Below are 24,515 nucleotides of genomic sequence, written 5' to 3' on the forward strand. Positions count from 1 at the left end.
GTCTGATACACCGGTACTTGAGTAGCCCTCGACTCAGGCGTCCGGGGCACCGCGACGGCACCCTGGGGGCATGACCGCTCGCTACTGCTCGCTCCCGCGGCAGTCGGCGCCCGCCTTCGCACCGGGGCTGGCCGCCGGGCGGCTCCACGCGCTGGTCTCCGGGCACCGTATGTGGGTGAACGGCACCGTCCTGCACTACTGCTTCTTCGACCGGGACACCGACACGTCCGTGATCGCCGACCCCGGCACGGGCCGGACGCGGCCGGTGTCATGGGTGGGCGGCAAGGAGCAGCGGGACGTCGTGCGCGAGCGCTTCCAGGAGTGGGGCGGGCTCGGGATCGGGCTGTCGTTCGTGGAGGTGGGCGACCGGTCGGAGGCGGAACTGCGGATCGGTTTCCAGACCGGTGACGGCTCCTGGTCGGCCGTGGGCAGGGACGCGCTGCGGGTCGGCCTCGACGAGCGCACCATGAACGTCGGCTGGGATCTGACCGCGCCCGGGGAACGCGGGACGGCCCTGCACGAGATCGGGCACGCGCTGGGCATGCTGCACGAGCACCAGAGCCCGTTCGCCGGGATCCACTGGGACGACGAGGCGGTGTACACGGACCTGGCGGGGCCGCCGAACTTCTGGAGCCGGGACACGACGTACTTCAACATCCTGCGCAAACTGGACGCGCACGAGGTCAACGGCTCCGTCTGGGACCCGCACTCGATCATGGAGTACCCGTTCTCCGCGGGACTGATCCTGGAGCCCGAGCAGTTCCGCGCGGGCCTCAACCCGCCGGGCGCGCTGTCGCCCGCCGACAAGGACTTCGTCCGCCGCTGGTATCCGCCGGGCCCGGTGCCCGAGCCGCGCGAACTGGTGCCGTTCCGGTCGGTACCGCTGCGGCTCGCGCCCGGCGCCCAGGCCGACTTCACCATCGAGCCGCCGGAGACGCGTACGTACACGGTGGGGACCTTCGGGGACGCCGACACGCTCGTGGTGCTCTTCGAGGAACGGGACGGCCGTCCCCGCTACCTCGCGGGCACGGACGACGGCGGCACCCCGCACAATGCCACGGTACGGACCCGCCTGGTCAAGGGCCGCCAGTACGTCGCCCGGGTCCGCCTGTACTCCACCTGGGGCTCGGGAGAGACAGCGGTCATGTGCTGGTGACCCGTGGACCCCACAGTCCGGCGCCGGGGGAACGCGGCCGGACGCCGCCTTCGGGGGAGGGCGACGTCCGGCCGCGGCGTGCGGCGCCGGGTCAGGAGGCGCGGCGTTCCTCCCGCTCGGCGTCCGGGTGGGACAGGCCCAGGTGGTCGCGGAGGGTCGGGCCCTCGTAGTCGGTGCGGAAGACGCCCTGTTCCTGGAGCAGGGGGACCACCTTGGCGGCGAACTCGTCCAGGCCGGTGGGGGTGAGGTGCGGGACGAGGATGAAGCCGTCGCTCGCGTCGGACTGGACGTACTCGTTGATCGTGCGGGCGAGTGTCGCCGGGGAGCCGACGAAGTTCTGCCGGTTGCCGGTGTGGATGACCAGGTCGCGGATGGACCAGTTGTTCGCCTCGGCCAGGGCGCGCCACTCGCGGGCGGTGGTGATCGGGTCCCGGTACATGCGGACCTGGGCGCGTCCCTGCGCGATGTGGCTCTCGCCGACGTCCGGGTCCACGTCGGGCAGGGGGCCGTCCGGGTCGTACGCGGAGAGGTCGCGGTTCCAGACGAACTCCAGGTGCCGGAGGGCGGTGGCTCCGCTGACCTGCTGACGGCGTACCTCGCGCGCGAGTTCCTCCGCGTCGGCGTCGGTGTCGGCGAGGGCGAAGGTCGCCGCGGGCAGGATGAGCAACTGGTCGCTGCGGCGGCCGTACTTGGCGAGGCGGGACTTGACGTCCGTGTAGAAGGCGCGGCCCGCCTCCAGGGTGCCGTGCCGGCTGAAGATGGCGTCCGCCTCGGCGGCGGCGAACTCGCGGCCCTCGTCGGAGTCGCCGGCCTGGAAGATGACGGGCCGGCCCTGGGGTGAGCTCGGGACGTTGAACTGCCCGTGGATGTCGAAGTGCTGCCCGGTGTGGGTGAACGAGCCCGCCTTGGCGTCCTTGAGGAACGTCCCGGTGGCCTGGTCCGCGATGATCTCGTCGCCCTGCCAGGAGTCGAAGAGCTCCTTGGCGGTGGCGAGGAACTCCTTGGCGCGGGAGTAGCGCTCCTCCTGCGGCAGGAAGCCGCCGCGGCGGAAGTTCTCCCCGGTGAAGGCGTCCCAGGAGGTGACGACGTTCCAGGCGGACCGTCCGCCGGAGAGGTGGTCGAGGCTGGCGAACTGGCGGGCGACCTCGTAGGGCTCGTTGAACGTGGAGTTGATGGTGCCGGTGAGCCCGATGCGTTCGGTGACGGCGGCGAGCGCGGCGAGCACCGTGAAGGTGTCGGGGCGGCCCACGACGTCGAGGTCGTAGATCTTCCCGCCCTGTTCGCGCAGCCGGAGCCCTTCGGCGAGGAACAGGAAGTCGAACTTGGCGCGTTCGGCGGTCCGCGCGAAGTGCGCGAAGGAGCTGAACTCGATGTGACTGCCGGCCCGGGGGTCGCTCCACACGGTGGTGTTGTTGACGCCGGGGAAGTGGGCCGCCAGGTTAATCTGCTTCACGGAGCGCTGAGGCTTCGAGGGGAGATTCGAAGGGACAGTGGAGCTGGTCATCGGTGGGTCCTTCCGGCTCAGGCGGCGGCGTAGCGGTTGGCGGGCCGGTCGAGGCCGAGCAGGCCGCGCAGGGTGCCGGCCTCGTAGGCGTGGCGGAAGACACCGCGCCGCTGGAGTTCGGGCACCAGGCCGCGGGTGATCGCCGGCAGGTCGTGGCCGGCGACGGCGGGGCGCAGCCGGAAGCCGGTGAGTCCGGCGGCGTGGAACTCCTGCAGAAGGTCGGCGAGTTGGGCGGGGTTGCCGGTGAAGATCAGTGCGTCGCCGGTGTACGGCTCCCCGGCGAGCGTGTCGAGCCGTTCCCGGCGGGCCCGCGCGGCGGCCGGGTCGTCGTCGAGGAACACGACGAGGTCTCCGAAGACGTGCAGCGGCTCGTCGGCGCGGCCCGCCGCCCGCTGTTCGGCGCGGATCGCGGCGACCACGGCTCGGGCGCCGTCGGCGTCGTGCGGTGTGACAAAGCCGATGTCGGCGGAGCGGGCCACGAGCCGGTAGGGCACGGTGTCGTGGGCGAGGGCGGTGACGACGGGCTGTCCCTGCGGCGGCCGGGGGGTGATGGAGGGGCCCTTGACGCTGAAGTGGCGGCTCTCGAAGTCGATGTAGTGGAGCTTGTCGCGGTCGATGAAGCGTCCGGTGGCGGTGTCGCGGATCTCGGCGTCGTCCTCCCAGCTGTCCCACAGCCGGCGGACGGCCTCGACGTGGTCGGCGGCCTCGTCGAAGAGCTCGTGGACGGCGGGGGTGTCGTAGTCGTCGATGCGTTCGATCGTGCGGCGGCCGAAGTGGGCGGCCTCGTTGGGGCGCGCGGTGATCTGGACGCGCAGGCCCGCCCGGCCGGAGCTCACATAGTCGAGGGTGGCGATCGCCTTGGATATGTGGAACGGCTCCGTGTGCGTGGCCACCACGGTCGGCACCAGTCCTATGTGGTGTGTCAGGGGGGCCACGCGGGAGGCGATGAGGACGGCGTCGAGCCGGCCGCGTACCTGGTCGGTGCGCCCGTCCGGGTCGAGGAAGTGCGAGGACTGCGGGCCGAGGCCGTCCTCGATGGTGACGAGGTCGAGCAGGCCCCGCTCGGCCTCGGTGACGAGGTCGGTCCAGTAGGCGGCGGTGAACAGGTCCCGGGGCCGGGCGGCCGGCTCGCGCCAGGAGGCGGGATGCCAGCCGGTGCCGTCCAGGGCGACGGCGAGGTGCAGGGTGGTGGGGCGTGAGGACACGGTCGGTGCCTTCCTGTGGTCCGTACGACGGCGCCGGGCCCTCCGCCGGGGAGGGCCCGGGCCCGGTGATGGTCGTCAGGAGTTGTCGAGCGGCAGGCCGGGCGGGTCGACCTCCGCCTTCTCCACGGCCTCGCCGGAGAGGTTCCACGCGGCGAGCCACTGGGCGTACTGCCCGTTGTCGACGAGGTGGTTGATCGCCTCGGCGAGCGGCTCGGCGAGCCCGCTGCCCTTCTTCGCGGTCGCGGCGATCAGGCCCTGCAGGGTCGCCCCGGCGCCGGAGAACCGCCCGGCGATCCGGGTCGGGTCGGGCGTGCCGCCGGTCTGGGTGACGTGGTAGGAGAGGTTGGGGCTGGGGCCGAAGTAGGCGTCGATCTTGCCGCTGTTCAGGGCCAGGTACGTGCTGTTGGTGTCCTGGAAGTACTTGACCGTCAGCTCCTTGCCCTCCTTCTCCAGGCGGCTCTTCCACTCCAGCAGGATGCGTTCCTGGTTGGTGCCGGCGCCGACGGAGACGGTCGTGCCGGCGAGGGTCCGGTAGTCGCCGTCGAAGCGGAACGTCGAGTCCTTCGGCGCCTCGAACGCCAGGTCGTCCTTGCGGTAGGAGGCGAACTCGTACTTGCGCTTGCGCTCCTCGGTGTCGGTGATGTTCGAGAAGCCGACGTCCACCTTGCCGCTGTCGATGCCGACGAACAGGTTCTCCCAGGTGAACCGCTTGACCTCGGGCTTGAGTCCGAAGACGGCGGCGACCAGACGCGCGAGGTCGATCTCGGAGCCGGTGAGGGTCTTCTGGTCGCTGCCCACGAATCCCAGGGGCGGCGCCCCGGAGGGCAGCGTGCCGGAGCCGATGACGAGTCGTCCGCTCTTCTTCAGGGCGGCGGGCAGCTTGGCGCTGATGGACTTCACCTCGGACACCTTGAGGGTCTTCTCCTCGGCGGCGCCGTTGGAGAGCCGGCCGACGGTGACCGTGCCGGTGCTGTCCTGCGTCGAGGTGGCGGCGTCGCTCTCCCCGCCGCAGGCGGTGAGCCCGGTGGCGAGGGTGGCGGCGGCGGTCGCGGCGGTGATGCCGCGGAGCAGGGCACGTCGGGTGATGTGGGTGGGCATGGCCGTCCTTGGGTGTGCGAGGCGGGTCGTGGGCGGGCGTGGGGGGAAAGCGGGCGAGCGGGTGGGAAACGGCAGACGGGCGTGGGTGGGGTCACAGGACCTTGCTGAGGAAGTCCCTGGTCCGTTCGTGCCTGGGTGCGTCGAGGACCTCGGAGGGCGGGCCCTGTTCGACGATCCGGCCGGCGTCCATGAAGACGACGCGGTCGGCGATCTCGCGGGCGAAGCCGATCTCGTGGGTGACGATGACGAGGGTGGTGCCGCTGGTCGCCAGGTCCTTGATGACGGCGAGCACCTCGCCGACGAGTTCCGGGTCGAGGGCGGAGGTCGGCTCGTCGAAGAGGATGACGCCGGGGCGCAGGGCGAGGGCGCGCGCGATGGCCACCCGCTGCTGCTGCCCGCCGGACAACTGCCGCGGGTAGGCGGTGGCCTTGTCGGCGAGACCGACCCTGGCGAGCAGGTCGCGGGCGAGTTCGAGCGCGGCGGCTTTGGGGAGCCGGCGGGTGGCCACGGGGGCGGCGGCCACGTTGTCGAGGACCGTCAGGTGCGGGAACAGGTTGAAGTTCTGGAAGACGAAGCCGATCCTGCCGCGCTGGGCGAGGATGGCCCGCTCGCTGAGCTCCTTGAGGCGCCCGCCGTGCCGGCGTACCCCGATCGGTTCGCCGTTGAGGCTGACGTACCCGATCTCGGGTTTCTCCAGGTGGTTGACGACCCGGAGCAGGGTGGACTTGCCGGAGCCGGACGGGCCCAGGATCACGGTGACCTCGCCGGGCCGCACCGTCAGGTCCACCCCGTCCAGCACGCGGTGGGCGCCGTACCACTTGTGCACGTCGTGCACCTCGACGGTGGCGGGCGCGTGGTCGTCGACGGCGGTGCTCATACGGCGGCCTCCCGGCGGACGCGGGCCCTCAGCTCGGTGACGGAGGCCCGCATTTTCTGGAGCGGGGTCGGCGGCAGGGAGCGTGTGGCGCCCCGGGCGTAGTACCGCTCGACGTAGAACTGGACGACGGAGACGACGCTGGTCAGGACGAGGTACCAGACGGTGGCGACCATGAGCAGCGGCACGATGTCGCCGGGGTAGGTGGAGCCCATGGACTGGGCGGCGCCGAACAGGTCGAGCAGGGACACGTAGAACACCAGCGAGGTGCCCTTGATCAGGCCGATGAGCTGGTTGACGTAGTTCGGCACGATGGACCGCAGCGCCTGCGGGAACACGATCCGGCGGAACTGGTAGCCCTTCGGCAGCCCGAGCGCGGCCGCGGCCTCGTGCTGGCCCTGGTCGACGGAGAGGATGCCGCCCCGGACGACCTCGGCGGCGTACGCGGACTCGTGGAGGCTGATGCCGACGACCGCGATGACGAGGTCGGTGGCGAGCTCCGACTCGTCGAAGGTGAGGAAGGCCGGCCCGAAGGGGACGCCGAGGCTCAGCGTCTTGTAGAGGGCGCTGAAGTTGTACAGGAACAGCAGGACGACGATGAGCGGGATGGAGCGGAACGCCCACACGTACACCCAGCTCACGGCGCGGAGCACGGGGCTGCGGGAGAGCCGGGCGAGCGCGAGCAGGACGCCGCCGACGAGGCCCAGGACGGCGCTGTAGGCGGTGACTTCGAGGGTGATGAGGAGGCCGTCGACGATGGTGGGCCGCAGGAACCAGTAGCCGAAGCGGTCCCACTGGTAGAAGGGGTTGGTGACCAGGCCGTGGACGAACTGGGCGGTGAGGACCAGGACCACGGCGGTGGCGATCCAGCGGCCGGGGCGCCTCAGCGGCAGCACGCGCTGGGCGGTGAGCGGTGCGGACGGGGTGGCGGCGGGCGGCGGCGCCTCGGCCAGGGAGACGGCGGCGCCTGGGGGTTCAGTCATGGTGGGCTCCGGCAGGAGTCGGATGCCCCCGCGGGACGTGGACACCTCGGCCGCGGGCACGGCCGGTCGACGGCAGGGCCGGGGAGGTGAGGGCGCACGGTCACCGGGGGCGGGGCGGGCGACGGCACACCGCCGCGGCGATGGTCGTCTGGGGTGCGGTGCCGCGGAGGAGAGGTCAGCCGCGGCGGCGGGCGCAGCCCGGCGCGGTACACAGTGCGCTGTTCACGCGGAGCAGATCGACGGCCCGGTCGGCGGCGAACAAGGTGGCGTACGCGTGGACGCGGCCGCGAGGGCGGCCTGCGGCCGTCCTGGGGACTGCGTCCATGGCGTCACTCACTCTTCCGGCCCGCTCGGGCCTGCGCGCTTACCGAAGTCATCCGGTCCGGTCGTCACCTGGGGCACCCCACCGCGACGCGAGGGTTGCCGGTCAGCGAGCCAGGGCTTGTCGCTGACGCTCATGACCGATCTGGGCCGTAGTCAATCCAGTTGAACGAGGAAATGTCAACGGTGGTCCACGGAGCGGGACGGTTCGGCGGCGGTCCTGGCGGTGTGCGCCGCCCAGTCCAGGATCTGCACGGCGGCTCCGGCGGCCTCCAGGCCGCGGCAACGGGCCTGGTGGCGGCGGGAGATGGCGTCCAGGTCGAGGTGGGCGCCGAACGCCGGGTGGGCGGCGAGCCGGCGGGCGTATCCCCACAGGGCGGTGTGGGCGGCGATCCGCTCGACGGCGGCGGCGTCCAGGTGGTGCCGGTGCACGGTGTCGAGCTGGACGAGGGTGACCCACAACTCGACATCGGCTGCCGTGATCTGATCCCTGATCATGCGGGTGCGTCCGGTCAGCCAGCGGTCGAGCGCGCCGAGGGAGCGCAACAGGGTCTCCAGAGCGGCCTCGCGCTCCGCCGGCCCGGCGCCGGCGGTGCCCGCGTTCTGCGCGGCGTCCTCGATGTCCTGCGCGCACATCCGCTCGACGGCCTCGATCTCGGACTCGGCGCCACAGGGGTACAGGGACTCGCGACAGCCGCCGAAGTGCCGGTCGAGGTCGCGCATGATGTCGGGGGCGTGCGTGCTCACGATGCGCCCGGACCAGTCGTCGCTGAGGACCGGGGCGAGGGCGGGTCCGGGGTAGCGGTGGGCGCTGGCCTCGTACAGCGGGCGCAGCCCGGTGTGCCCGCCGTCGGGGCAGTCGGGGACCGCGGGCAGGAAGGTCGCCGGGCAGACGTCACCGAGTCGGAGCAGGCTGTGGGCGACGGCGATGCGCAGGCCGTCCGGGCAGGCGATGGACAGATGGAGGCGGTAGCGGCGCGGCACGGCGTAGTGACCGCTGCGCGCGTCGCTGCCGATGCGGCCGCGGAAGGCGGGGGCGGTCCGGGTGGACGTGTGGGCGGCCGACGGTGCGACGGTCATGGCTCTCCCCTGGGCAGGCGTGTGGGCATACGGCTGGGCCGGCGGGTGGACGTCCGGCGGGCGTGGGCATGCGGCGAAGTGGTGTGCGGGCATGCGGACCAACGCGTGGCGGGGGGTGGCGGGGGCCGCGCTCAGAGGTCAGATCGCGCTGCAGACGCGCTGCAGGTCGATGTGGCGGCGGGAGGTGAGGAGGGGCGTACGGGTCACTCGACCGGTGACCGTCCCTTCGTGCCCCATGCTTCCCTACCTGTTCACTAGGAAACCTATGGTGAGTGTCGGTCCCCGCGTGCCCGGCGTCAAGAGGGCGTCCGAGGATCGGTCGTCCCGCTCCCCCCTCCCTCGTGCCCTCGTGGAAAACCGTGTGCCGTGGGGCCGTGGCCGGCAGTACGGTGCCCGGCGTGATCGATGACGACGGATATTTCGGAGAGCCCATCGCGGCCCGCTACGACGACACGACGGGGGACATGTTCCGTCCCGAGGTCGTGGACCCCGCGGTCGATCTGCTGGCGGAGCTGGCCGGTGACGGCGCTGCGCTGGAACTCGGCGTCGGCACCGGCCGGATCGCCCTGCCGCTGGCCGCGCGGGGCGTGCCGGTGCACGGCATCGACATGTCCCGGGCGATGGTGGCGCGGCTGCGCGCCAAGCCCGCCGGTGACGGGGTGGACGTGACGATCGGGGACTTCGCGACGACACGGGTGCCGGGCGAGTTCGCCGTCGCCTACCTCGTGTTCAACACCATCAACAATCTGACGACGCAGGACGCCCAGGTCGACTGTTTCGCCAACGCGGCCGCGCATCTGCGTCCCGGCGGCTGTTTCGTCGTGGAGGTGGGGGTGCCGGAGCTGCGACGGCTGCCGCCGGGGCAGAGCGCGGTGCCGTTCCTCATCGGCGACACCCGCTGGGCGTTCGACACGTACGACCCCGCCACGCAGGCCATGAGCTCCAACTACGTGACCATCGCCGACGGCCGCGCGGAGCACCGCTCCATCCCGTTCCGCTACGTCTGGCCGGCCGAGCTGGACCTGATGGCGCGGCTCGCCGGTCTCAGGCTGCGGGACCGGTGGGAGGGCTGGGCCCGCGAGCCGTTCACCGGGGAGAGCGTCCGGCATGTGTCGGTGTGGGAGAAGCCGGCCGGCTGAGCGGGGCGCGCGGGACCGGTCAGGGGTTGGTCCAGGCCTCCGGGTCGTCCGCGAGGTGCAGGACGTCGTCGGGGAGTTTCGCCGCGGCCACGTCGGCCAGGGTGACCTCGCCGAGGATCTTGCGGACGTTGGCGCGGACGGCGATCCACAGCGGCAGGAGCGATTCGGCGGGTCCGCTGTAGGAGAGGTCGGGCGGGCGGACGCCGCGCACCGAGACCAGGGGGCCGTCGGCCACCCGGATGACCTCGGCGATGGCGATGGCGTCCGCGGGGCGGGCGAGGCGGTAGCCGCCCTTGCCGCCGCGCTGGCTGACCACGAGGCCGCCGCGGCGCATGTCGCCGAGGATGCCCTCGAGGAACTTGTGCGGGATGCCCTGGGCGTCGGCGATCGCCTCGGCCTTCAGGGAGGTGTCGTCGCCGGCCGCGGCCAGCTCCAGCGCCGCCCGCACCGCATAGTCCGCCCTGGCCGAGATCCGCATGCGCCGATTATCTCTCACGTGCTTCCCACGCTCACCAACCGGGCCGGGTGCGGGGAGAGGGCGCGGGGGTCAGGCCGGCAGGTGGAACGGCGGGTGCGCGCCGTTGAGGAAGTAGTCCCCGATCTCGCGCAGCCGGTGGGAGACCGGCTCGCGCAGGGTGTGGGTGCGGGTGTCGCGCCAGAACCGGTCGAGGCCGTGCCGGGTGAAGGCGGCGGTCGCCCCGATGGCCTCCAGGGCGCGGCTGGTGATCTCCTGCGCGGCCCGGGAGGCCGCGGCCTCGGCCGCGCTGGCGAGGACGGCGATCTCCGCGCACTCCTCGTCGTCGAGGTCCTCGCCCCGGTCGAGGCCGGCGATCAGGGCGTCCACCGCCTGGTCGGCGAGGGCGGACGCGGCCCGCGCGGCGACCGCGAGTTCGCCGTAGGCGGTCAGGGCGTACGGGTCCTGGGGCGGGCCGCCCGGCCAGGGCTGGGCCGAGAACGGCTGCCAGGGCGCCCGCACCACCCGTCCGTGCTCCCGGACCTCGCCGAGCAGCCCTTCGGCGACGCCGAGACAGAACTGGGCCGAGACCAGGCGGGCGGTCGGGGCGGACAGACCGGCGAAGGGCGACAGCGCCCCGTCGTCCGGGGAGAGCGACCCGAGCACGTCGTCCGCCCCGACGGGGACCGCGTCGAAGCCGACGCCGCCGCCCGCGGCGAGCCGCTGCCCGAAGGTGTCGCCGGCGCCCGCGTTGAGGACGCCGGGGTGGGCGGGGTCGACCAGGACGGCGACCGGTTCGCCGGTGCCGGGCACGGCGGCGCGGACGACCAGGCGGTCGGCGACGCCGACTCCGGTGTCGTACCGCTGGTGCCCGTCCAGCAGATACCCGCGCGCGGCCGGGGTGAGCATCAGCGGGGCTTCCTGGGAGGCGATGCCGCCGCCCCAGCACCACTGTCCGTCCGCGAAGGCCCGCTCGATCCGGGCGGCCCGCTCGGGTCCGCCGAAGAACCGGGCGGTGGAGGACAGGAAGTAGTGGTTGCCGAGGAGCCGGCCGATGGCCCCGTCGGCGGCGGCGACGGTCCGTACGACGGCGTAGGCGGTGCGCCAGTCCGCTCCCCCGCCCCCGAGTGCGGCCGGGACGAGCAGGGTCAGCAGCCCCGACTCGCGCAGCCGGGACACCTCGTCGTGCGGCGGCTTGCCGGCCTGCTCGCGCTCGACCGCGTCGATGGCGAGGTCGTCCGCGAGTTCGCGGGCGACGTGCCGCCAGCCGGCGGGGGCCGGTGCCGGTGCGGAGGTGTCCCGCCCGGCGTGGCCGGACACTGGGGCCGGGTCCGGTGGGGCGATCGTCATGGCGTCATCCTCACTCGCGCCACGGACCAGGGTCAACACTTCCCTAGTAATTCGATAGGAATTCTAGGGAACGTGTCTCGATCCCGCCGCTCACCGCCCCGCGAAGGGGACTTGGGCGGCCGGCGCCGCGGCCCGGGCGCCGTGGAACGGGTGCGTCCACAGCCCGCGCGCCGCCAGCCGCGGCAGCACGTTCTCCCCGAACCAGTACGCCTCCTCCAGATGCGGATAGCCGGAGAGCACGAACTCGTCGATGCCGAGCCGGTGGTACTCCCCGATCCGCTCGGCGACCTCGTCGTGGCTGCCGACCAGCGCGGTGCCCGCGCCGCCCCGCACCAGCCCGATGCCCGCCCACAGGTTGGGGTGGATCTCCAGGTCGTCCGCGCGGCCGCCGTGCAGGGCCAGCATCCGCCGCTGCCCCTCGGACTCGCTGCGGGCCAGCCCGGCCTGCACGGCCCGGATCGTCTCCGCGTCGAAGCCGCCGAGCAGCCGCCGTGCCTCGGCCCACGCCTGTTCGGCGGAGTCCCGGGTGATGACGTGCAGCCGGATGCCGAAGCGGAGCTCACGGCCCTGCCCGCGGGCCAGTTCCCGCACCCAGGCGATCTTCTCCGCGACGGCGGCGGGCGGTTCGCCCCAGGTGAGATAGACGTCGGCGTGCCGGGCGGCGACCTGCCCGGCGAGGGGCGAGGAACCGCCGAAGTACACCTCGGGGACCGGGTCCGGCACCCGGGCGAGCCTCGCGTCCTCGACCTGGAGGTGCTCCCCGACCAGGTCGACGCTCCCGCCCTCCCACAGCCCCCGGACGATCTGGAGGAATTCGCCGGTGCGGCGGTAGCGGTCGTCCTTGTCGAGGAAGTCGCCGTAGGCGCGCTGCTCCTGGCTCTCGCCGCCGGTCACGACGTTGAGCAGGAGCCGGCCGCCGGTGTGCCGCTGGAAGGTGGACGCCATCTGCGCGGCGAGCGTCGGTGAGACGGCGCCGGGCCGGAACGCGACCAGGAACTTCAGGCGTTCGGTGTGCTGGCTGACCATCGCGGTGGTCAGCCAGGCGTCCTCGCACCAGGCGCCCGTGGGCGTGAGGGCTCCGGCGAAGCCCAGGTCCTCGGCGGCGCCCGCGATCCGGCTGAGATAGGCGATCGACGGCGGCCGGTCGCGGCCCGAGGCCGTGGCGGGGCTGCCGTGACCACCGCCGACAACATGGCGGCTGTCGCCGTTGGTGGGCAGGAACCAGTGGAAGGTGAGGGGCGGCACGGGGGTTCTCCGATCGTGGTGGGCGTCGCGGCGGGACGGGCGGGGGTCAGCCGGTGGCCGCCAGCACCGCGGGCCGTCCGCCGAGGGCGAGCGAGAACTGGTCGGTGACCTGGGCCAGGGCCTCGGCCGAGGCCGGCGCGACGGTGAGCGTGCCGTCGTCGGCCGCGGTGATGTCCTTGTCGAGGGTGAACCAGCCGGGCGTGATGTGGGCGGGCCCCATGGAGTTGAGGACCGGACGCAGGGCGTAGTCGATGGCCAGGACGTGGGCGGTGCTGCCGCCCGTGGCGAGCGGGAGGACGGTCTTGCCCGCGAGGGCGTACTGCGGGAGCAGGTCCAGCAGGGCCTTCAGCAGACCGGAGTAGGCGGCCTTGTAGACGGGGGTGCCGATGACGACGCCGTCCGCCCGCTCGAACAGCGCGGTGGCCTCGACGATCGCCGGGTGCGCGAAGTCGGCGTGCAGCAGCGCCTCGGCCGGCAGGGTACGGACGTCGAGCGGGACCACCTCGTGCCCCTGGGCCCGCAGCCGGTCGTCGAGCAGGCGCAGCAGCCGGGCGGTGCGTGAGGTGGCGGAGGGACTACCGGAGACGGACAGGACGGTGGCCATGAGGGGACCTTTCGGAGGTGGGGCGGGGTACGCGGTCGGCGGTCAGATCACGGTCACCGGGTGGCGCACCACCGCGTCGAACAGGTAACCCTGGGTGTTGGGCACGGCCACGTCGGGCTGGCGCCGGCCCGCGGTGTCGGTGGCGCGGGCCAGCAGGTGGGTCGCGCCGCGGCCGGTGGGCCGCCAGGGGACGGACCAGCGGGTCCAGGTGCCGGCGCGCGGCCGGTCGTGGAGGTCGGCCCGCCGCCAGGTCGCGCCGCCGTCGGTGCTGACGTCGACGTGTGCGACACCGCCCGCGCCCGACCAGGACCGGCCGTGCAGCACATGGCCGCGTCCGGCCGCGAAGGTGGCGCCGCTCGCCAGCTCGAAGGCGCTCTTGAGGGTCTGCCGGGTCAGCGGGGCGCTGCCCTGCGGCGGGTGGGCGGGCCCGAACAGCCGGTAGAAGGTGGTGTTCCAGGGCGAGTACAGCGGCTGCGCGGACACCTCGATGTCACCGACCCACTTGATGGACGCGATCCCCACCCAGGAGGGCACGAGGACCCGTACCGGATACCCGTGGTCGTACGGCAGCGGCTCGCCGTTCATCTCGTAGGCGAGCAGGACGTCGTCGAGGGCCTTGGCGAGCGGCAGCGGCCTGCGCACCCGGCCGAGGCTCTCGCCCCCGCTGACGTACTCGGCGTCCAGGCCGCGCGGCTGCACGTCCACGGCGTGCCGGGACAGTCCGGCGCGGTGCAGGACGTCGCCGAGGCGGACCCCGCGCCATCGGGCCACGCCGATCGCGCCGAGGGTCCAGGCGGTGCCGCTCACCGTCTCGCCCTGCTGGGTCGTGTAGTGGCTTCGGCCGTTGCCGGCGCACTCCACGAACGCGGTCCGGGTGACGGACGGCAGGGCACGCAGGTCGTCGTAGCCGAACTCCACCGGCCGGTCCTCGGCGGGGGTGCCGCGCAGTCCGCCGCCCCACAGCCGCAGCCGCCAGTCGGCGGCCTCCAGGACGGGGGTGGCGGTGTGGTTGCGGACGAAGAACCGGTCGTTGGGGGTGTGGTGGCCGGTGCCGCGCAGTGCCTCCCAGCGGGTCTCCGCGTTGGTGCCGCGCTGGATGAACCACTCGGGCGGCAGCGGTTTGACGATGGGTCCGGCGGCGGCGTGGGCGGTTCGCGGCGCGGGCAGGGCGGTCACGGCCGCGGTGGCGGCGAGCAGGGTGAGCATGCGGCGCCTGCTGACGCCGTCCGCTCTGGCGTCACCGGCCAGCCACTGGCGCAGTCTGCGGCGGTCGTAGGCGGTCTCGTCGAGCCGGCCGGCGGGTGCGGCCGGGGCGGTGCCGGGCGGGATCATGGCGGGTCCTCCTCGAAGGGGCGGGGGGCGGACGGGTCAGAGGACCTTGGACAGGAAGGCGCGGGTGCGTTCGTGCCGGGGGGCGTCGAGGACGGCGCCGGGAGGTCCCTGTTCGACGACGAGTCCGTCGTCCATGAACACCACGGTGTCGGCGACCTCGCGGGCGAAGCCGATCTCGTGGGTGACGACGACCATGGTGGTGCCCGTGCCGGCCAGGTCCTTGATGACGTCGAGGACCTCGCCGACGAGTTCCGGGTCGAGCGCGGACGTCGGCTCGTCGAAGAGCAGCACCTTGGGTTCCAGGGCGAGCGCGCGGGCGATGGCCACGCGCTGCTGCTGGCCGCCGGAGAGCTGACGGGGATAGGCGTCGGCCTTGTCGGCCAGGCCCACCCGGTCGAGGAGCCGGCGGGCCGTCTCCACCGCCGTGGCCCGCGGTACGCGCCGCGCGGAGACGGGGGCCTCGACGAGGTTGTCCAGGACGGTCAGATGCGGGAACAGGTTGAAGTTCTGGAAGACGAACCCGATGCGGGTGCGCTGCCGCCGGACGTCCTTCTCCTTCAGTTCGTGCAGTCTGTCGCCCGCGCGGCGGTACCCGACGAGTTCGCCGTCGACGCTGATCCAGCCCCGGTCGACCTTCTCCAGGTGGTTGATGGTGCGCAGCAGTGTCGACTTGCCGGAGCCGGACGGGCCGAGGATCACGGTGACCTCGCCCGCCCGGACCCGCAGGTCGATCCCGCGCAGGACGTCCAGCGGCCCGAAGCTCTTGTGGACGCGGTGGACGTCGATCATGACGTCGCTCATGGGTCCTCCCCGGGCCTGTCAGGCGTGTTCGGGCGGGTTGATGCGCGAGGCGTCGATCGCGGAGGCGGTCGTGCCCCACTTGGCGAGGATGCGCCGGTAGGTGCCGTCCTCGATGAGCCGGTCGACGGCGGCGCGGAACGCCTTGGTCAGCGGGGAGCCCTTCTTGAAGGCGAAGCCGACGTCGAGGCGGTGGTACTCGCCGAGGAAGCGGGTGTGGGAGGCGGGCTGGGCCGCCTGGTACCGCAGTCCGTTGATGGTCGACATGATGACGTCGATCCGGCCCTGCTGGAGCGCGGTGAGGGTCGCGGCGTTCTCCGAGTAGACCTTCACGTCGTACGGCTTCTTGCCGGCCTTGGCGCACACGTCCTTCTGGGCGGTCAGGGTGGCCTCGAAGGTGGTGCCGGCGCCGGTGCCGATGGTCAGCCCGCACAGCTGGGTCAGGTCGGTGACCTTCTTGGTGAGGGTGCCGTTGTCGTCCTTCACGGCGAAGCCCTGGCCGTCGTTGATGTAGGTGACGAAGTCGATGGTCTTCAGGCGTTCGCTGGTGACGCCGAAGTTGCCCGTGCCGACGTCGTACTTGCCGCTGCCGAGGGCGGGCAGGATCGTCTCGAAGGACGCGTCCTGCCGCTCCAGCTTCAGGCCGAGGACCTTGGCCACGGCGTCGGCGAGGTCGATGTCCTGCCCCGCGGGCGCCTTGTCGGTGCCGTTCGGGTAGTACGCGCCGGGCGGGAAGCCGATCGAGCTGCCGATCTTGAGCGTGCCGGCCTCGCGGACGTCCGCGGGCAGCAGGGCGGCGACGGAGTCCACCTCACGGACGGCGGCGACCGGGTCGTCGGTGGGCGCGGGCGAGCCCTGGGCGCCCACGGCGGCCGCGCCGCTGTCGCCGGAGCCGCAGGCCGTCAGCGTGAGCAGGGGCAGCAGGGCGAGGGCGGCGGTGGCACGCAGCCGTGTGCCGAGGGGGCGGAGTGTCACTGGTCCTGGGCCTTTCCGGGGTGTTCCGGCGCGGTGAGGTCTTTCTCGAAGGGCAGCGGGCCGATGGTCTCCGGGTCGGCCCGGGTGTCGAACAGCGGTGTGTAGCCGGTGGCGAGGTAGAGGCCGCGCGCCTCCGGCTGGCGGGGCCCGGTGGTCAGGTACACCCGTTGGTATCCGCGCTCGCCGGCCTCGCGCTCCAGTTCGGCGACGACCCGGCGGGCGAGGCCGCGGCGGCGGTGCGCGGAGTGCGTCCAGATCCGCTTGAGCTCGGCCGTGGTGGCGTCGTGGCGGCGGAAGGCGCCGCCCGCGACGGGCTCGCCGCGTTCCAGGAGCAGCAGGAGCAGGCCGCCGTGGGCGGGGGTGAACTCCTCGTCGGGGTACCGGGTGATCTCGGCGTGCGCGTCCTTGCCGTAGCGCGTGGAGTACTCGTGCACGAGTTCGCGCAGGAGGGGTCTGACGCGCGGGTCGGAGACGGGGACGTGCACGACGGTCAGTTCGGGGGCGGAGGTCATCCGGTCACCGCCGCCAGGGTGTGGGTCCCGCGGGCGGTGCGCTCGGCGTCGCGCTTGGCGACCTCCTCGCGGACGATCGGGATGACGTGGCGGCCGAAGTCGATGGCGTCGTCGAGCAGGTGGTAGCCGCGCGCGGAGAGGATGTCGACGCCGAGGTCGTAGTAGTCGAGGAGAGCCTGCGCGACCGTCTCGGGCGTGCCGACCAGGGCGTTGGAGTTGCCCGCTCCCCCGGTGGCGGCGGCGGTCGGGGTCCACAGGGCGCTGTCGTAGCGCTCGCCGGCCTCGGCGATGGCGACGAGCCGCTGGGAGCCGGTGTTCTCGGGTGTGTCGCCGCGGTGGTGGCGGACGACTCCGGACGAGCGGCGCTCGCGGATGGCGCCGACGGTGCGGTGCGCCTTCTCCCAGGCCAGTTCCTCGGTGGGCGCGATGATCGGGCGGAAGGCGACCTGGATGCGGGGGACGTCGGTGCGGCCGGCAGCCCGGGCGGCGGCCTTGACGTGCTCGATCTGCTCGGCGGTCCTCGCGAGGGGTTCGCCCCACAGGCAGTAGACGTCGGCCTCGGCGCCGCCGGCCGCGTACGCCGCCGGGGACGAGCCGCCGAAGGAGACGCCGGGGCGGGGCCGCTGGACGGGGAAGACGTCGCTGACGAAGTCGTGGAAGCGGTAGTGCTCGCCCTCGTGGTCGAAGGGTTCGCGGGTGGTCCAGATCTTCTTGACGATCCGGATGTACTCCCGGGTGCGGGCGTACCGCTCGTCCTTGGTGAGGGTGTCGCCCTCGCGGCCCTGCTCGTGGTCGTTGCCGCCGGTGATGAAGTGCACGGTGAGCCGGCCGTCGCTGATCTGGTCGAGGGTGGCGAACGTCTTGGCGGCGAACGTCGGGTAGGAGACGTTGGGCCGGTGGGCGAGGAGGATCTGGAGGCGCTCCAGGTGGCTCGCGATGTAGGCGGCGGCCGGGGCGGGGTCGGGCGATCCCGATCCGTAGGCGAACAGCACCCGGTCCCAGCCGTGCTCCTCGTGGGCGCGGGCGAGCCGGAGCGTGTAGTCCTTGTCGAACGCGGGGCCGGAGCGCGGTGTGGTTTCGGATCCGTCGTTGGTGGCGGCGATGCCGAGGAACTCCACGGGCATGGAGGGGTGCCTTTCAGCGCGGGCGGCGGCCGGCGGGCATGGGGAACTGCCCTGCGGCGGCGCGCGGGTGAGGAGCCGTCAGGTGGACGGCGGGGATACGGGCGTGACGACGACGGACGTCGGTTCAGGAGGAGCTGCGGCAGCGCGCGTGAGAGGAGAGCTCGGCCCGCGACGGGGTCACCGAGGGAGGGAAGGGCCGGTCAGACGGCCCGCTGCCGCGTCAGGCGCAACACGCCGCGGACCACACCCGACCGAAGTCGATGTGATCGCGCGTGACCAAGCGCTGCTGGGCAGTCATGCGCACCATTGAGCAGTACATCGTCCGGTCCGTCAAGCAGCGCCCGTATGCCGGACCGGGCCGGGCCCGTGCGTCGCCGCCCTGTTGACACGGCGACGTCAGGGGCACATACGATCGACGGCGGACCGGCTGTGCGCTGTGCGGCAGCCTCTCCGGCCGCGTTGAGGGACGCGGCGAGCGTGACGACACCGGACACCCCCGGCACCCCCGTGCGTGCCGCGGGGGTCACCCACGCCCGCGTTCCCTCCCTCCCGGAGAGCCCTTCCATGGTCACCTCGCCCGACGTCTCGTCCCTCCCTGCCGCCAAGAGCCCCGGCACGTCCGGTCCTCCGGGCGCCGAACCCAGGATCGTGCCGCGCCGGCACACCGGCCGGTGGCTGACCGCCGCGCTCGCTCTGCTGCTGTTCGCGATGGTGGTGAACTCCGTCGTCCGCAACGAGGCCTTCCAGTGGGGCGTGGTGGGCCGGTACTTCACCACGACCGCCGTGCTCGACGGGCTGCTGCTGACCCTGTGGCTGACCGCCGTGGTCATGGTGCTGGGCTTCGCGCTCGGGGCCGTGCTCGCGGTGACGCGGCTGTCGGCGAACCCGGTGCTGCGCACGCTGAGCTGGGGCTATGTGTGGATCTTCCGGTCCACTCCGCTGCTGGTGCAGCTGCTGTTCTGGTTCAACATCGGCGCGCTCTACCCGGCGCTCGGACTCGGCATCCCCTTCGGTCCGCAGTTCGTCACCGTCAAGACGGTCAACCTGCTCGGTCCCACGCTCACCGCCGTCATCGGCCTCACTCTGCACGAGAGCGCGTACGCGGCCGAGGTGGTGCGCGGCGGCATCCTGTCCGTGGACGCCGGGCAGACGGAGGCCGCGCAGGCGCTCGGGCTCAGCAGGGGCCGTACGCTGCGGCGGATCGTCGTCCCGCAGGCGATGCGCTCGATCGTGCCGACCGCCGGGAACATGCTGATCGGCACGCTCAAGGGCACCAGCATCGTCAGTGTGCTCGCCGTGCACGACCTGCTGTACTCGGTGCAGCTGATCTACAACCAGACGTACCAGATCATCCCGCTGCTCATGGTCGCCACGCTCTGGTACATCGCCGTCACGACGGTGCTCGGCGCGGGGCAGTTCTACGTCGAGCGGTACTACGCGCGCGGCAACTCCCGTGCTCTGCTGCCCACTCCGCTGCAGCGGGCGCGTGACCGGCTGCGCCTGCTGCGCCGCCGGCTGGGTACGGCGACGGCGTCCGACGCCCGTCCGGTGATCGGCGGTGACCGGTGAGCGCGGACTCCTCGACACCGGTCCTGGTCGTCGTCGGCGCGGGACCCCGCGCCACGGGACTGCTGGAGCGCATCGCCGCCAACGCCCCCGAACTGTGGGGCGAGGGCGACCGTTTGCGCGTCCATCTGGTCGACCCGCACCCGCCGGGGCCCGGCCGTATCTGGCGCCAGGAGCAGTCCGCGCTGCTGCGGATGAACTCCATGGCGGAGGACGTCACCATGTTCACCGACGAGTCCTCCACCATCGACGGGCCCGTGCGGCCGGGGCCGTCGCTCGCCGAATGGGCCGCCCAGTTCTCCGGGCGGCAGCCGCGGCACGCGCCGTACGCCGAGCCCGCCGACCCGGACGTGCTGGCAGAGCTGCGGGAGCTCGCCGGCTCCGACTTCCCCACCCGGCGGGCCCAGAGCGCCTATCTGGACTGGGTGTTCCGCCGCGTGCTGACCGAACTCCCGTCAGGGATCACGGTCGAGTGGCACCGCACCACCGCGACCGCCGTCACCGGCCCGCCCGACGGGCCGCAGCACGTGCATCTGGCCGGCCGTTCCGCCCCGCTCGTCGCCGACCTCGTGGTGCTGGCCCAGGGGCACCTCGGCTCGGCACCGGACGCCGGGCACCGCGAGCACGCGGACTTCGCCCGCCGCCACGGGCGCTTCCACCTGCCGCCCGCGTTCTCCTCGGACGCCGACCTGTCCGCGCTGCGGCCCGGCGAGCACGTCGTCCTGCGCGGCTTCGGTCTGGCCTTCGTGGACCTGGTGTCGCTGCTCACCGAGGGCCGCGGGGGCGCTTTCCGCACCGAGGCCGACGGCACACTCACCTATGTGCCGTCCGGTCGCGAGCCGGTGCTGCACGTCGGCTCACGGCGCGGGGTGCCGTACCACTCGAAGACGCGCTACCGGCTCCAGGGACCGCGACCGCCCCTGCCCCGCCACTTCGGGCCCGCGGCCGTCGACGCGCTGCTCGCCGAGGGCCGCCCCCTGGAGCTGCGGCGCGACGTGTGGCCGCTGATGGCCAAGGAGATCGGGTTCGGCCACTACCACGAGCTGTTCCACGCCCACCCCGAGCGCACGGCGCTGCCCTGGGCGGAGTTCGCCGCCGCCTACGACCGGCTGGGCTGGTACGACGACGCCATGAGCGCCCTCGTGGCCCGGGCCGTGCCCGAGCCGGCGGACCGGCTGGACTTCGAGGCGCTCGACCACCCCCTGGACGGTCTCGCGTTCACTACGGCGGAGGCCTTCCAGGAACATCTGCGCGACCACGTGGCCGCCGACGTCGCCCGCCGCGAGGACCCGGCGTACAGCGCCGACCTCGGGGCGTTCCACGCCCTGCTCTCGGTGTACGGGCAGCTGCCGCGCCTGGTCGCCGCCGGACGGCTGACCGCGCGGTCCCTCGCCACGGAGCTGGACGGCTGGTGGCACGGGTTCTTCAGCTTCCTGGCCTCCGGGCCGCCCGGCTTCCGGCTGCGGCAGCTGCTGGCCCTCTCGCGCGCCGGTGTCGTCCGCTTCCTGGGCGCCGGCGTCTCGATCGGCACCGACGAGGAGACCGGCACCTTCACCGCGTCCAGCCCCACGGTGCCCGGTCACGTCGTCCGCGCGGACGCCCTGATCGAGGCGTATCTGCCGGGCCCCAGCCTGGAGCGGACCGAGGACCGGCTGCTGCAAGGGCTGTACCGGGCGGGTGCGCTGGCCGAGGAGGTCGTCTCCGACGCCGGGCACCGGCACCGCTCGGGCCTGCTGGCCGTCGTTCCCACGGACGGCCACGTCCTCGACCCGTCCCTGGGCGGCCCGCACCCGCGCCGGATCGCGCTGGGCGCCCCGACCAACAGCCGTGCCGTCGCCGCGTTCGCCCGTCCCCGCACGGACGCGCCCGGTTTCCGGCAGAACGACGCTGTCGCACGCGCTCTTCTGCGCGCCCTGCGCGCCTCCCCCGCGAGCTGCGACATCTCGGATGGCGAGAAGGAAGTGTCCATCATATGAAAAGCCTCTTGGGGTAGCGCCCGCCTTCTGCCACGATCCCCATCAACCAGGTAGGAAAACTATGGATCTGCGGGGTGGGGGCCATGAGCACGCGTGACCACGCAGACCTGTGCCGTCCGCTGCTGACCTCGCGGCGGCACATCGACTTCGCCCGCACGTCCAGCGCCATCTGTCGGGACCGCTGACGCCCGCGCGGGACCTGTCCTCACCATCCTGGGTCACCCCCGCCGGCACCGTCCGTGCCGGCGCTCCGCCGCGGCGCGCGATGTGCGCGCCGGCGCTCCGCCGCGGCGCGCGATGTGCGCGCCGCCGCCCTTTCCTGCTCACTCATCCCTGAGAGGACACCTCCGTGTCTGCCGCTCGCCCGCTCACCACCCTGCGCACCTTCGCCGTCATTGCGGCGCTTCCCCTGCTGCTGACCGCCTGCGGCTACGGCGCCGACTCCTCCGACGACGACGGCAAGCAGCCCGAGGTCGCGGCGGACGCCAAGAAGCTCTCCGCCGACACGGTGAAGATCGGCTACTTCCCGAACCTGACGCACGCCACCGCCCTGGTGGGTGTCCAGGAGGGCCTGCTCCAGAAGGAGCTCGGCGGCACGAAGATCCAGCCGTCGACCTTCAACGCCGGCCCGTCCGAGATCGAGGCGCTCAACTCGGGCTCGATCGACATCGGCTGGATCGGCCCGTCCCCCTCCATCAACGGTTACACCAAGGCGCAGGGCAAGAACCTGCGGATCATCTCGGGCTCGGCCTCCGGCGGCGTCAAGCTCGTCGTGAACCCGAAGAAGATCAAGTCCCTCAAGGACGTCAAGGGCAAGAAGATCGCCACCCCGCAGCTCGGCAACACCCAGGACGTGGCCCTGCTCAACTGGATCTCCGAGCAGGGCTGGAAGGTCGACGCCGAGAGCGGCAAGGGCGACGTGTCCGTCGTCCGCACCGACAACAAGATCACCCCGGACGCCTACAAGTCCGGCTCGATCGACGGCGCCTGGGTGCCCGAGCCGACCGCCTCCAAGCTGGTCGCCGACGGCGCCAAGGTGCTCCTGGACGAGTCCGACCTGTGGCCCGACAAGAAGTTCGTGATCACGAACATCATCGTGTCGCAGAGCTTCCTGAAGGACCACCCGGACGTCGTCGAGGCCGTGCTGCGCGGTTCGGTGAAGACCAACGAGTGGATCAACGCCAACCCGGACCAGGCCAAGGCGTCCGCGAACAAGGCGCTGGAGAAGCTCTCCGGCAAGGCACTGCCCGCGAACGTGCTCGACCCGGCGTGGAAGTCGGTCACCTTCCTCGACGACCCGCTGGCGGCGACCCTCGACACCCAGGCCGAGCACTCGGTGGCGTCCGGCCTCCTGGAGGAGACCGACCTGAAGGGCATCTACGACCTTCGTCCGCTGAACAAGGTCCTGAAGGCCGAGGGCAAGGACTCGGTCGACGACGCCGGTCTCGGCGTCAAGTAGCCGCACCACCGCATCCGTTCAGTCCCCAGGAGGTGACGACCATGGCCACCACGACGGCCACGACCGAGAAGGTCGCCGAGGACGCCGCGCCGGCGCCCCGGGCCGCCCGGATCGAGCACGTCTCGAAGTCCTTCGCCGGCCCGGGCGGGCAGCAGCTCGTCCTCGACGACATCACCCTCGACGTCGCCCCCGGCGAGTTCGTCACCCTCCTGGGGGCCTCCGGCTGCGGCAAGTCCACCCTGCTCAACCTGGTCGCCGGCCTCGACCGGCCCAGCGCGGGCACCCTCACCACCGACGGCCGCCCCGCCCTGATGTTCCAGGAACACGCCCTGTTCCCCTGGCTCACCGCGGGCAAGAACATCGAACTCGCCCTCAAACTCCGCGGCGTGGCCAAGGCCCAGCGGCGCGAACGCGCCGAGGAACTGCTGGAGCTGGTCCGCCTGAAGGGCGCGTACGGCAAGCGCGTGCACGAGCTGTCCGGCGGCATGCGCCAGCGCGTCGCCCTGGCACGGGCCCTCGCCCAGGACAGCCGCCTGCTCCTGATGGACGAGCCGTTCGCCGCGCTGGACGCAATCACCCGGGACGTCCTGCACGACGAACTCACCCGCATCTGGCGGGAGACCGGCGTGTCCGTGCTGTTCGTGACGCACAACGTCCGCGAGGCCGTCCGGCTCGCCCAGCGCGTCGTACTGCTGTCCTCCCGCCCCGGCCGCGTCGCCCGGGAGTGGACGGTCGACATCCCGCAGCCCCGCCGCATCGAGGACACCGCGGTCGCCGAACTGTCCGCCGAGATCACCGAAGAACTGCGTGGGGAGATCCGCCGCCATGGCCGGCACTGACAACGGCGTCGACACCAAGGTCGACACCGGCAAGAACGACACCGAGGACCTGGCCGGACTGGAGGCCGGGCTCGACGCCCTGGACTCGGTGCGGGTCCGCCGGACGTCGCTGCGCGAGACCCTGATCCGCAAGGTGCTGCCGCCGGTCACGGCGGTGGCGCTGGTGCTGGCGGTGTGGCAGGTGCTCGTCTGGGCGGAGGTCGTCCCCGCCTACAAGCTGCCCTCGCCGTCCGAGGTGTGGGGCGAGGTGCGCGACGCCTGGCTCCAGGGCACCCTGCTCGACTACATCTGGACGTCGGTCTCGCGCGGCCTGCTCGGATTCCTGCTGGCACTCGCGATCGGCACCCCGCTCGGACTGCTGGTCGCCCGGGTGCGGTTCGTCCGGGCCGCCATCGGCCCGGTCCTGTCCGGACTGCAGTCGCTGCCGTCCGTGGCCTGGGTGCCGCCCGCCGTGCTGTGGCTGGGCCTGGACAACTCGATGATGTACGCCGTGATCCTGCTGGGCGCGGTGCCCTCGATCGCCAACGGGCTCGTCGCGGGCATCGACCAGATCCCGCCGCTGTTCCTGCGGGCCGGCCGCACCCTGGGCGCCACCGGGCTGCGCGAGGCGAGGCACGTGGTGATGCCGGCCGCGCTGCCCGGCTATCTGGCGGGTCTGAAGCAGGGCTGGGCGTTCTCCTGGCGGTCCCTGATGGCCGCGGAGATCATCGCCTCCTCCCCCGACCTGGGCGTGGGCCTCGGCCAGCTCCTGGAGAACGGCCGCAACAACAGCAGCATGTCCCAGGTGTTCCTGGCGATCCTCCTCATCCTGCTCGTCGGTGTCGCCATCGACCTGCTGATCTTCAGCCCGCTGGAGCGCCGGGTGCTGCGCGGCCGGGGCCTGCTGGTCAGCGGCTGACGCGGGGCCCGCGCCCCGCGGGC

General features: G+C 72.7%; 24 protein-coding genes and 1 riboswitch. Of the genes, 8 read left to right on the forward strand and 16 right to left on the reverse strand.

The features are described from left to right. Positions 1 to 70 precede the first annotated feature (70 nt). Positions 71 to 1,156: a M12 family metallopeptidase gene (locus ACFRAC_RS25115; protein WP_382927782.1), complete on the forward strand. Its 1,086-nt coding sequence runs from the start codon at positions 71 to 73 to the stop codon at positions 1,154 to 1,156. A 91-nt stretch (positions 1,157 to 1,247) separates the two neighbouring features. Here ACFRAC_RS25115 and ACFRAC_RS25120 read toward each other — a convergent pair whose 3' ends face one another. The 7 genes from ACFRAC_RS25120 to ACFRAC_RS25150 all read right to left on the reverse strand — a co-directional run bounded on the left by ACFRAC_RS25120 (position 1,248) and on the right by ACFRAC_RS25150 (position 8,458). Next, positions 1,248 to 2,660, reverse strand: a complete 1,413-nt coding sequence (locus tag ACFRAC_RS25120; RefSeq protein ID WP_382927790.1) for an NtaA/DmoA family FMN-dependent monooxygenase — start codon at positions 2,658 to 2,660, stop codon at positions 1,248 to 1,250. A gap of 17 nt (positions 2,661 to 2,677) precedes the next feature. Further along, positions 2,678 to 3,865, reverse strand: coding sequence for an LLM class flavin-dependent oxidoreductase (locus tag ACFRAC_RS25125; protein WP_382927815.1), 1,188 nt, complete (start codon positions 3,863 to 3,865; stop codon positions 2,678 to 2,680). 75 nt (positions 3,866 to 3,940) lie between these two features. Further along, positions 3,941 to 4,963 carry a transporter substrate-binding domain-containing protein gene (locus ACFRAC_RS25130; RefSeq protein ID WP_382927829.1) on the reverse strand — a complete coding sequence of 341 codons (1,023 nt, stop codon included), beginning with the start codon at positions 4,961 to 4,963 and terminating at the stop codon, positions 3,941 to 3,943. Between the two features lie 91 nt (positions 4,964 to 5,054). Further along, entirely contained in the window at positions 5,055 to 5,840 is a 786-nt protein-coding gene (locus tag ACFRAC_RS25135; RefSeq protein ID WP_382927859.1) for an amino acid ABC transporter ATP-binding protein, read from the reverse strand. Next, on the reverse strand, positions 5,837 to 6,820 hold the full coding sequence (locus ACFRAC_RS25140) for an amino acid ABC transporter permease (protein WP_382927900.1): 984 nt from the start codon (positions 6,818 to 6,820) through the stop codon (positions 5,837 to 5,839). The genes ACFRAC_RS25135 and ACFRAC_RS25140 overlap by 4 nt, the downstream gene beginning before the upstream one ends. A 355-nt stretch (positions 6,821 to 7,175) precedes the next feature. Beyond that, a riboswitch (SAM riboswitch) is annotated at positions 7,176 to 7,283 on the reverse strand. Between the two features lie 38 nt (positions 7,284 to 7,321). Continuing rightward, entirely contained in the window at positions 7,322 to 8,221 is a 900-nt protein-coding gene (locus tag ACFRAC_RS25145) for a glutathione S-transferase C-terminal domain-containing protein (protein WP_382927909.1), read from the reverse strand. Positions 8,222 to 8,359: 138 nt separating this feature from the next. Continuing rightward, positions 8,360 to 8,458 (reverse strand): putative leader peptide, encoded by a 99-nt coding sequence (locus tag ACFRAC_RS25150; protein ID WP_361353748.1) that lies wholly within the window; start codon positions 8,456 to 8,458, stop codon positions 8,360 to 8,362. Between the two features lie 161 nt (positions 8,459 to 8,619). On the opposite strand from ACFRAC_RS25150, the gene ACFRAC_RS25155 reads away from it, so the two are divergent. After that, positions 8,620 to 9,360, forward strand: coding sequence for a class I SAM-dependent DNA methyltransferase (locus ACFRAC_RS25155; protein ID WP_382927922.1), 741 nt, complete (start codon positions 8,620 to 8,622; stop codon positions 9,358 to 9,360). A 19-nt stretch (positions 9,361 to 9,379) separates the two neighbouring features. Here the strand turns inward: ACFRAC_RS25155 and ACFRAC_RS25160 are convergent, their stop codons facing one another. From ACFRAC_RS25160 to ACFRAC_RS25200, 9 genes are all read right to left on the reverse strand, one after another. Next, positions 9,380 to 9,838 carry an Rrf2 family transcriptional regulator gene (locus ACFRAC_RS25160; protein ID WP_361353751.1) on the reverse strand — a complete coding sequence of 153 codons (459 nt, stop codon included), beginning with the start codon at positions 9,836 to 9,838 and terminating at the stop codon, positions 9,380 to 9,382. 69 nt (positions 9,839 to 9,907) lie between these two features. Further along, entirely contained in the window at positions 9,908 to 11,164 is a 1,257-nt protein-coding gene (locus tag ACFRAC_RS25165) for an acyl-CoA dehydrogenase family protein (protein ID WP_382927934.1), read from the reverse strand. A gap of 90 nt (positions 11,165 to 11,254) precedes the next feature. Next, a complete protein-coding gene (locus ACFRAC_RS25170) occupies positions 11,255 to 12,409 on the reverse strand; it encodes an LLM class flavin-dependent oxidoreductase (RefSeq protein WP_382927941.1) in 1,155 nt (384 codons plus the stop codon). A 46-nt stretch (positions 12,410 to 12,455) separates the two neighbouring features. Next, entirely contained in the window at positions 12,456 to 13,013 is a 558-nt protein-coding gene (gene ssuE / locus ACFRAC_RS25175) for an NADPH-dependent FMN reductase (protein ID WP_382927949.1), read from the reverse strand. Between the two features lie 42 nt (positions 13,014 to 13,055). Next, entirely contained in the window at positions 13,056 to 14,345 is a 1,290-nt protein-coding gene (locus ACFRAC_RS25180; protein ID WP_382927957.1) for a sulfite oxidase, read from the reverse strand. A gap of 36 nt (positions 14,346 to 14,381) precedes the next feature. Continuing rightward, positions 14,382 to 15,146 carry an amino acid ABC transporter ATP-binding protein gene (locus tag ACFRAC_RS25185; RefSeq protein ID WP_382927965.1) on the reverse strand — a complete coding sequence of 255 codons (765 nt, stop codon included), beginning with the start codon at positions 15,144 to 15,146 and terminating at the stop codon, positions 14,382 to 14,384. An 18-nt stretch (positions 15,147 to 15,164) separates the two neighbouring features. Beyond that, positions 15,165 to 16,118 (reverse strand): ABC transporter substrate-binding protein, encoded by a 954-nt coding sequence (locus tag ACFRAC_RS25190; RefSeq protein ID WP_382927972.1) that lies wholly within the window; start codon positions 16,116 to 16,118, stop codon positions 15,165 to 15,167. Then, positions 16,115 to 16,630, reverse strand: a complete 516-nt coding sequence (locus ACFRAC_RS25195) for a GNAT family N-acetyltransferase (RefSeq protein WP_382927978.1) — start codon at positions 16,628 to 16,630, stop codon at positions 16,115 to 16,117. Before ACFRAC_RS25195 ends, ACFRAC_RS25190 begins: the two co-directional genes overlap by 4 nt. Further along, positions 16,627 to 17,754: an LLM class flavin-dependent oxidoreductase gene (locus ACFRAC_RS25200; RefSeq protein ID WP_382927990.1), complete on the reverse strand. Its 1,128-nt coding sequence runs from the start codon at positions 17,752 to 17,754 to the stop codon at positions 16,627 to 16,629. Before ACFRAC_RS25200 ends, ACFRAC_RS25195 begins: the two co-directional genes overlap by 4 nt. A gap of 564 nt (positions 17,755 to 18,318) precedes the next feature. Here ACFRAC_RS25200 and ACFRAC_RS25205 point away from each other — a divergent pair. The 6 genes from ACFRAC_RS25205 to ACFRAC_RS25230 all read left to right on the forward strand — a co-directional run bounded on the left by ACFRAC_RS25205 (position 18,319) and on the right by ACFRAC_RS25230 (position 24,492). After that, positions 18,319 to 19,323, forward strand: coding sequence for an amino acid ABC transporter permease (locus ACFRAC_RS25205; protein WP_382928402.1), 1,005 nt, complete (start codon positions 18,319 to 18,321; stop codon positions 19,321 to 19,323). Next, the gene (locus ACFRAC_RS25210) at positions 19,320 to 21,296 is read left to right on the forward strand and encodes an FAD/NAD(P)-binding protein (protein WP_382927998.1); all 1,977 of its coding nucleotides are present in this window, start codon (positions 19,320 to 19,322) and stop codon (positions 21,294 to 21,296) included. The genes ACFRAC_RS25205 and ACFRAC_RS25210 overlap by 4 nt, the downstream gene beginning before the upstream one ends. 83 nt (positions 21,297 to 21,379) lie before the next feature. Next, a complete protein-coding gene (locus ACFRAC_RS25215) occupies positions 21,380 to 21,481 on the forward strand; it encodes a putative leader peptide (protein WP_382928005.1) in 102 nt (33 codons plus the stop codon). Positions 21,482 to 21,645: 164 nt separating this feature from the next. Continuing rightward, entirely contained in the window at positions 21,646 to 22,755 is a 1,110-nt protein-coding gene (locus ACFRAC_RS25220; RefSeq protein WP_382928014.1) for an ABC transporter substrate-binding protein, read from the forward strand. A gap of 41 nt (positions 22,756 to 22,796) precedes the next feature. Continuing rightward, positions 22,797 to 23,594 carry an ABC transporter ATP-binding protein gene (locus ACFRAC_RS25225; RefSeq protein WP_382928023.1) on the forward strand — a complete coding sequence of 266 codons (798 nt, stop codon included), beginning with the start codon at positions 22,797 to 22,799 and terminating at the stop codon, positions 23,592 to 23,594. Further along, a complete protein-coding gene (locus tag ACFRAC_RS25230) occupies positions 23,581 to 24,492 on the forward strand; it encodes an ABC transporter permease (protein WP_382928034.1) in 912 nt (303 codons plus the stop codon). Before ACFRAC_RS25225 ends, ACFRAC_RS25230 begins: the two co-directional genes overlap by 14 nt. Positions 24,493 to 24,515: the final 23 nt, after the last annotated feature.

The sequence above is a fragment of the Streptomyces sp. NPDC056628 genome (genome assembly GCF_042792555.1).
Classification (GTDB): Bacteria; Actinomycetota; Actinomycetes; order Streptomycetales; family Streptomycetaceae; genus Streptomyces.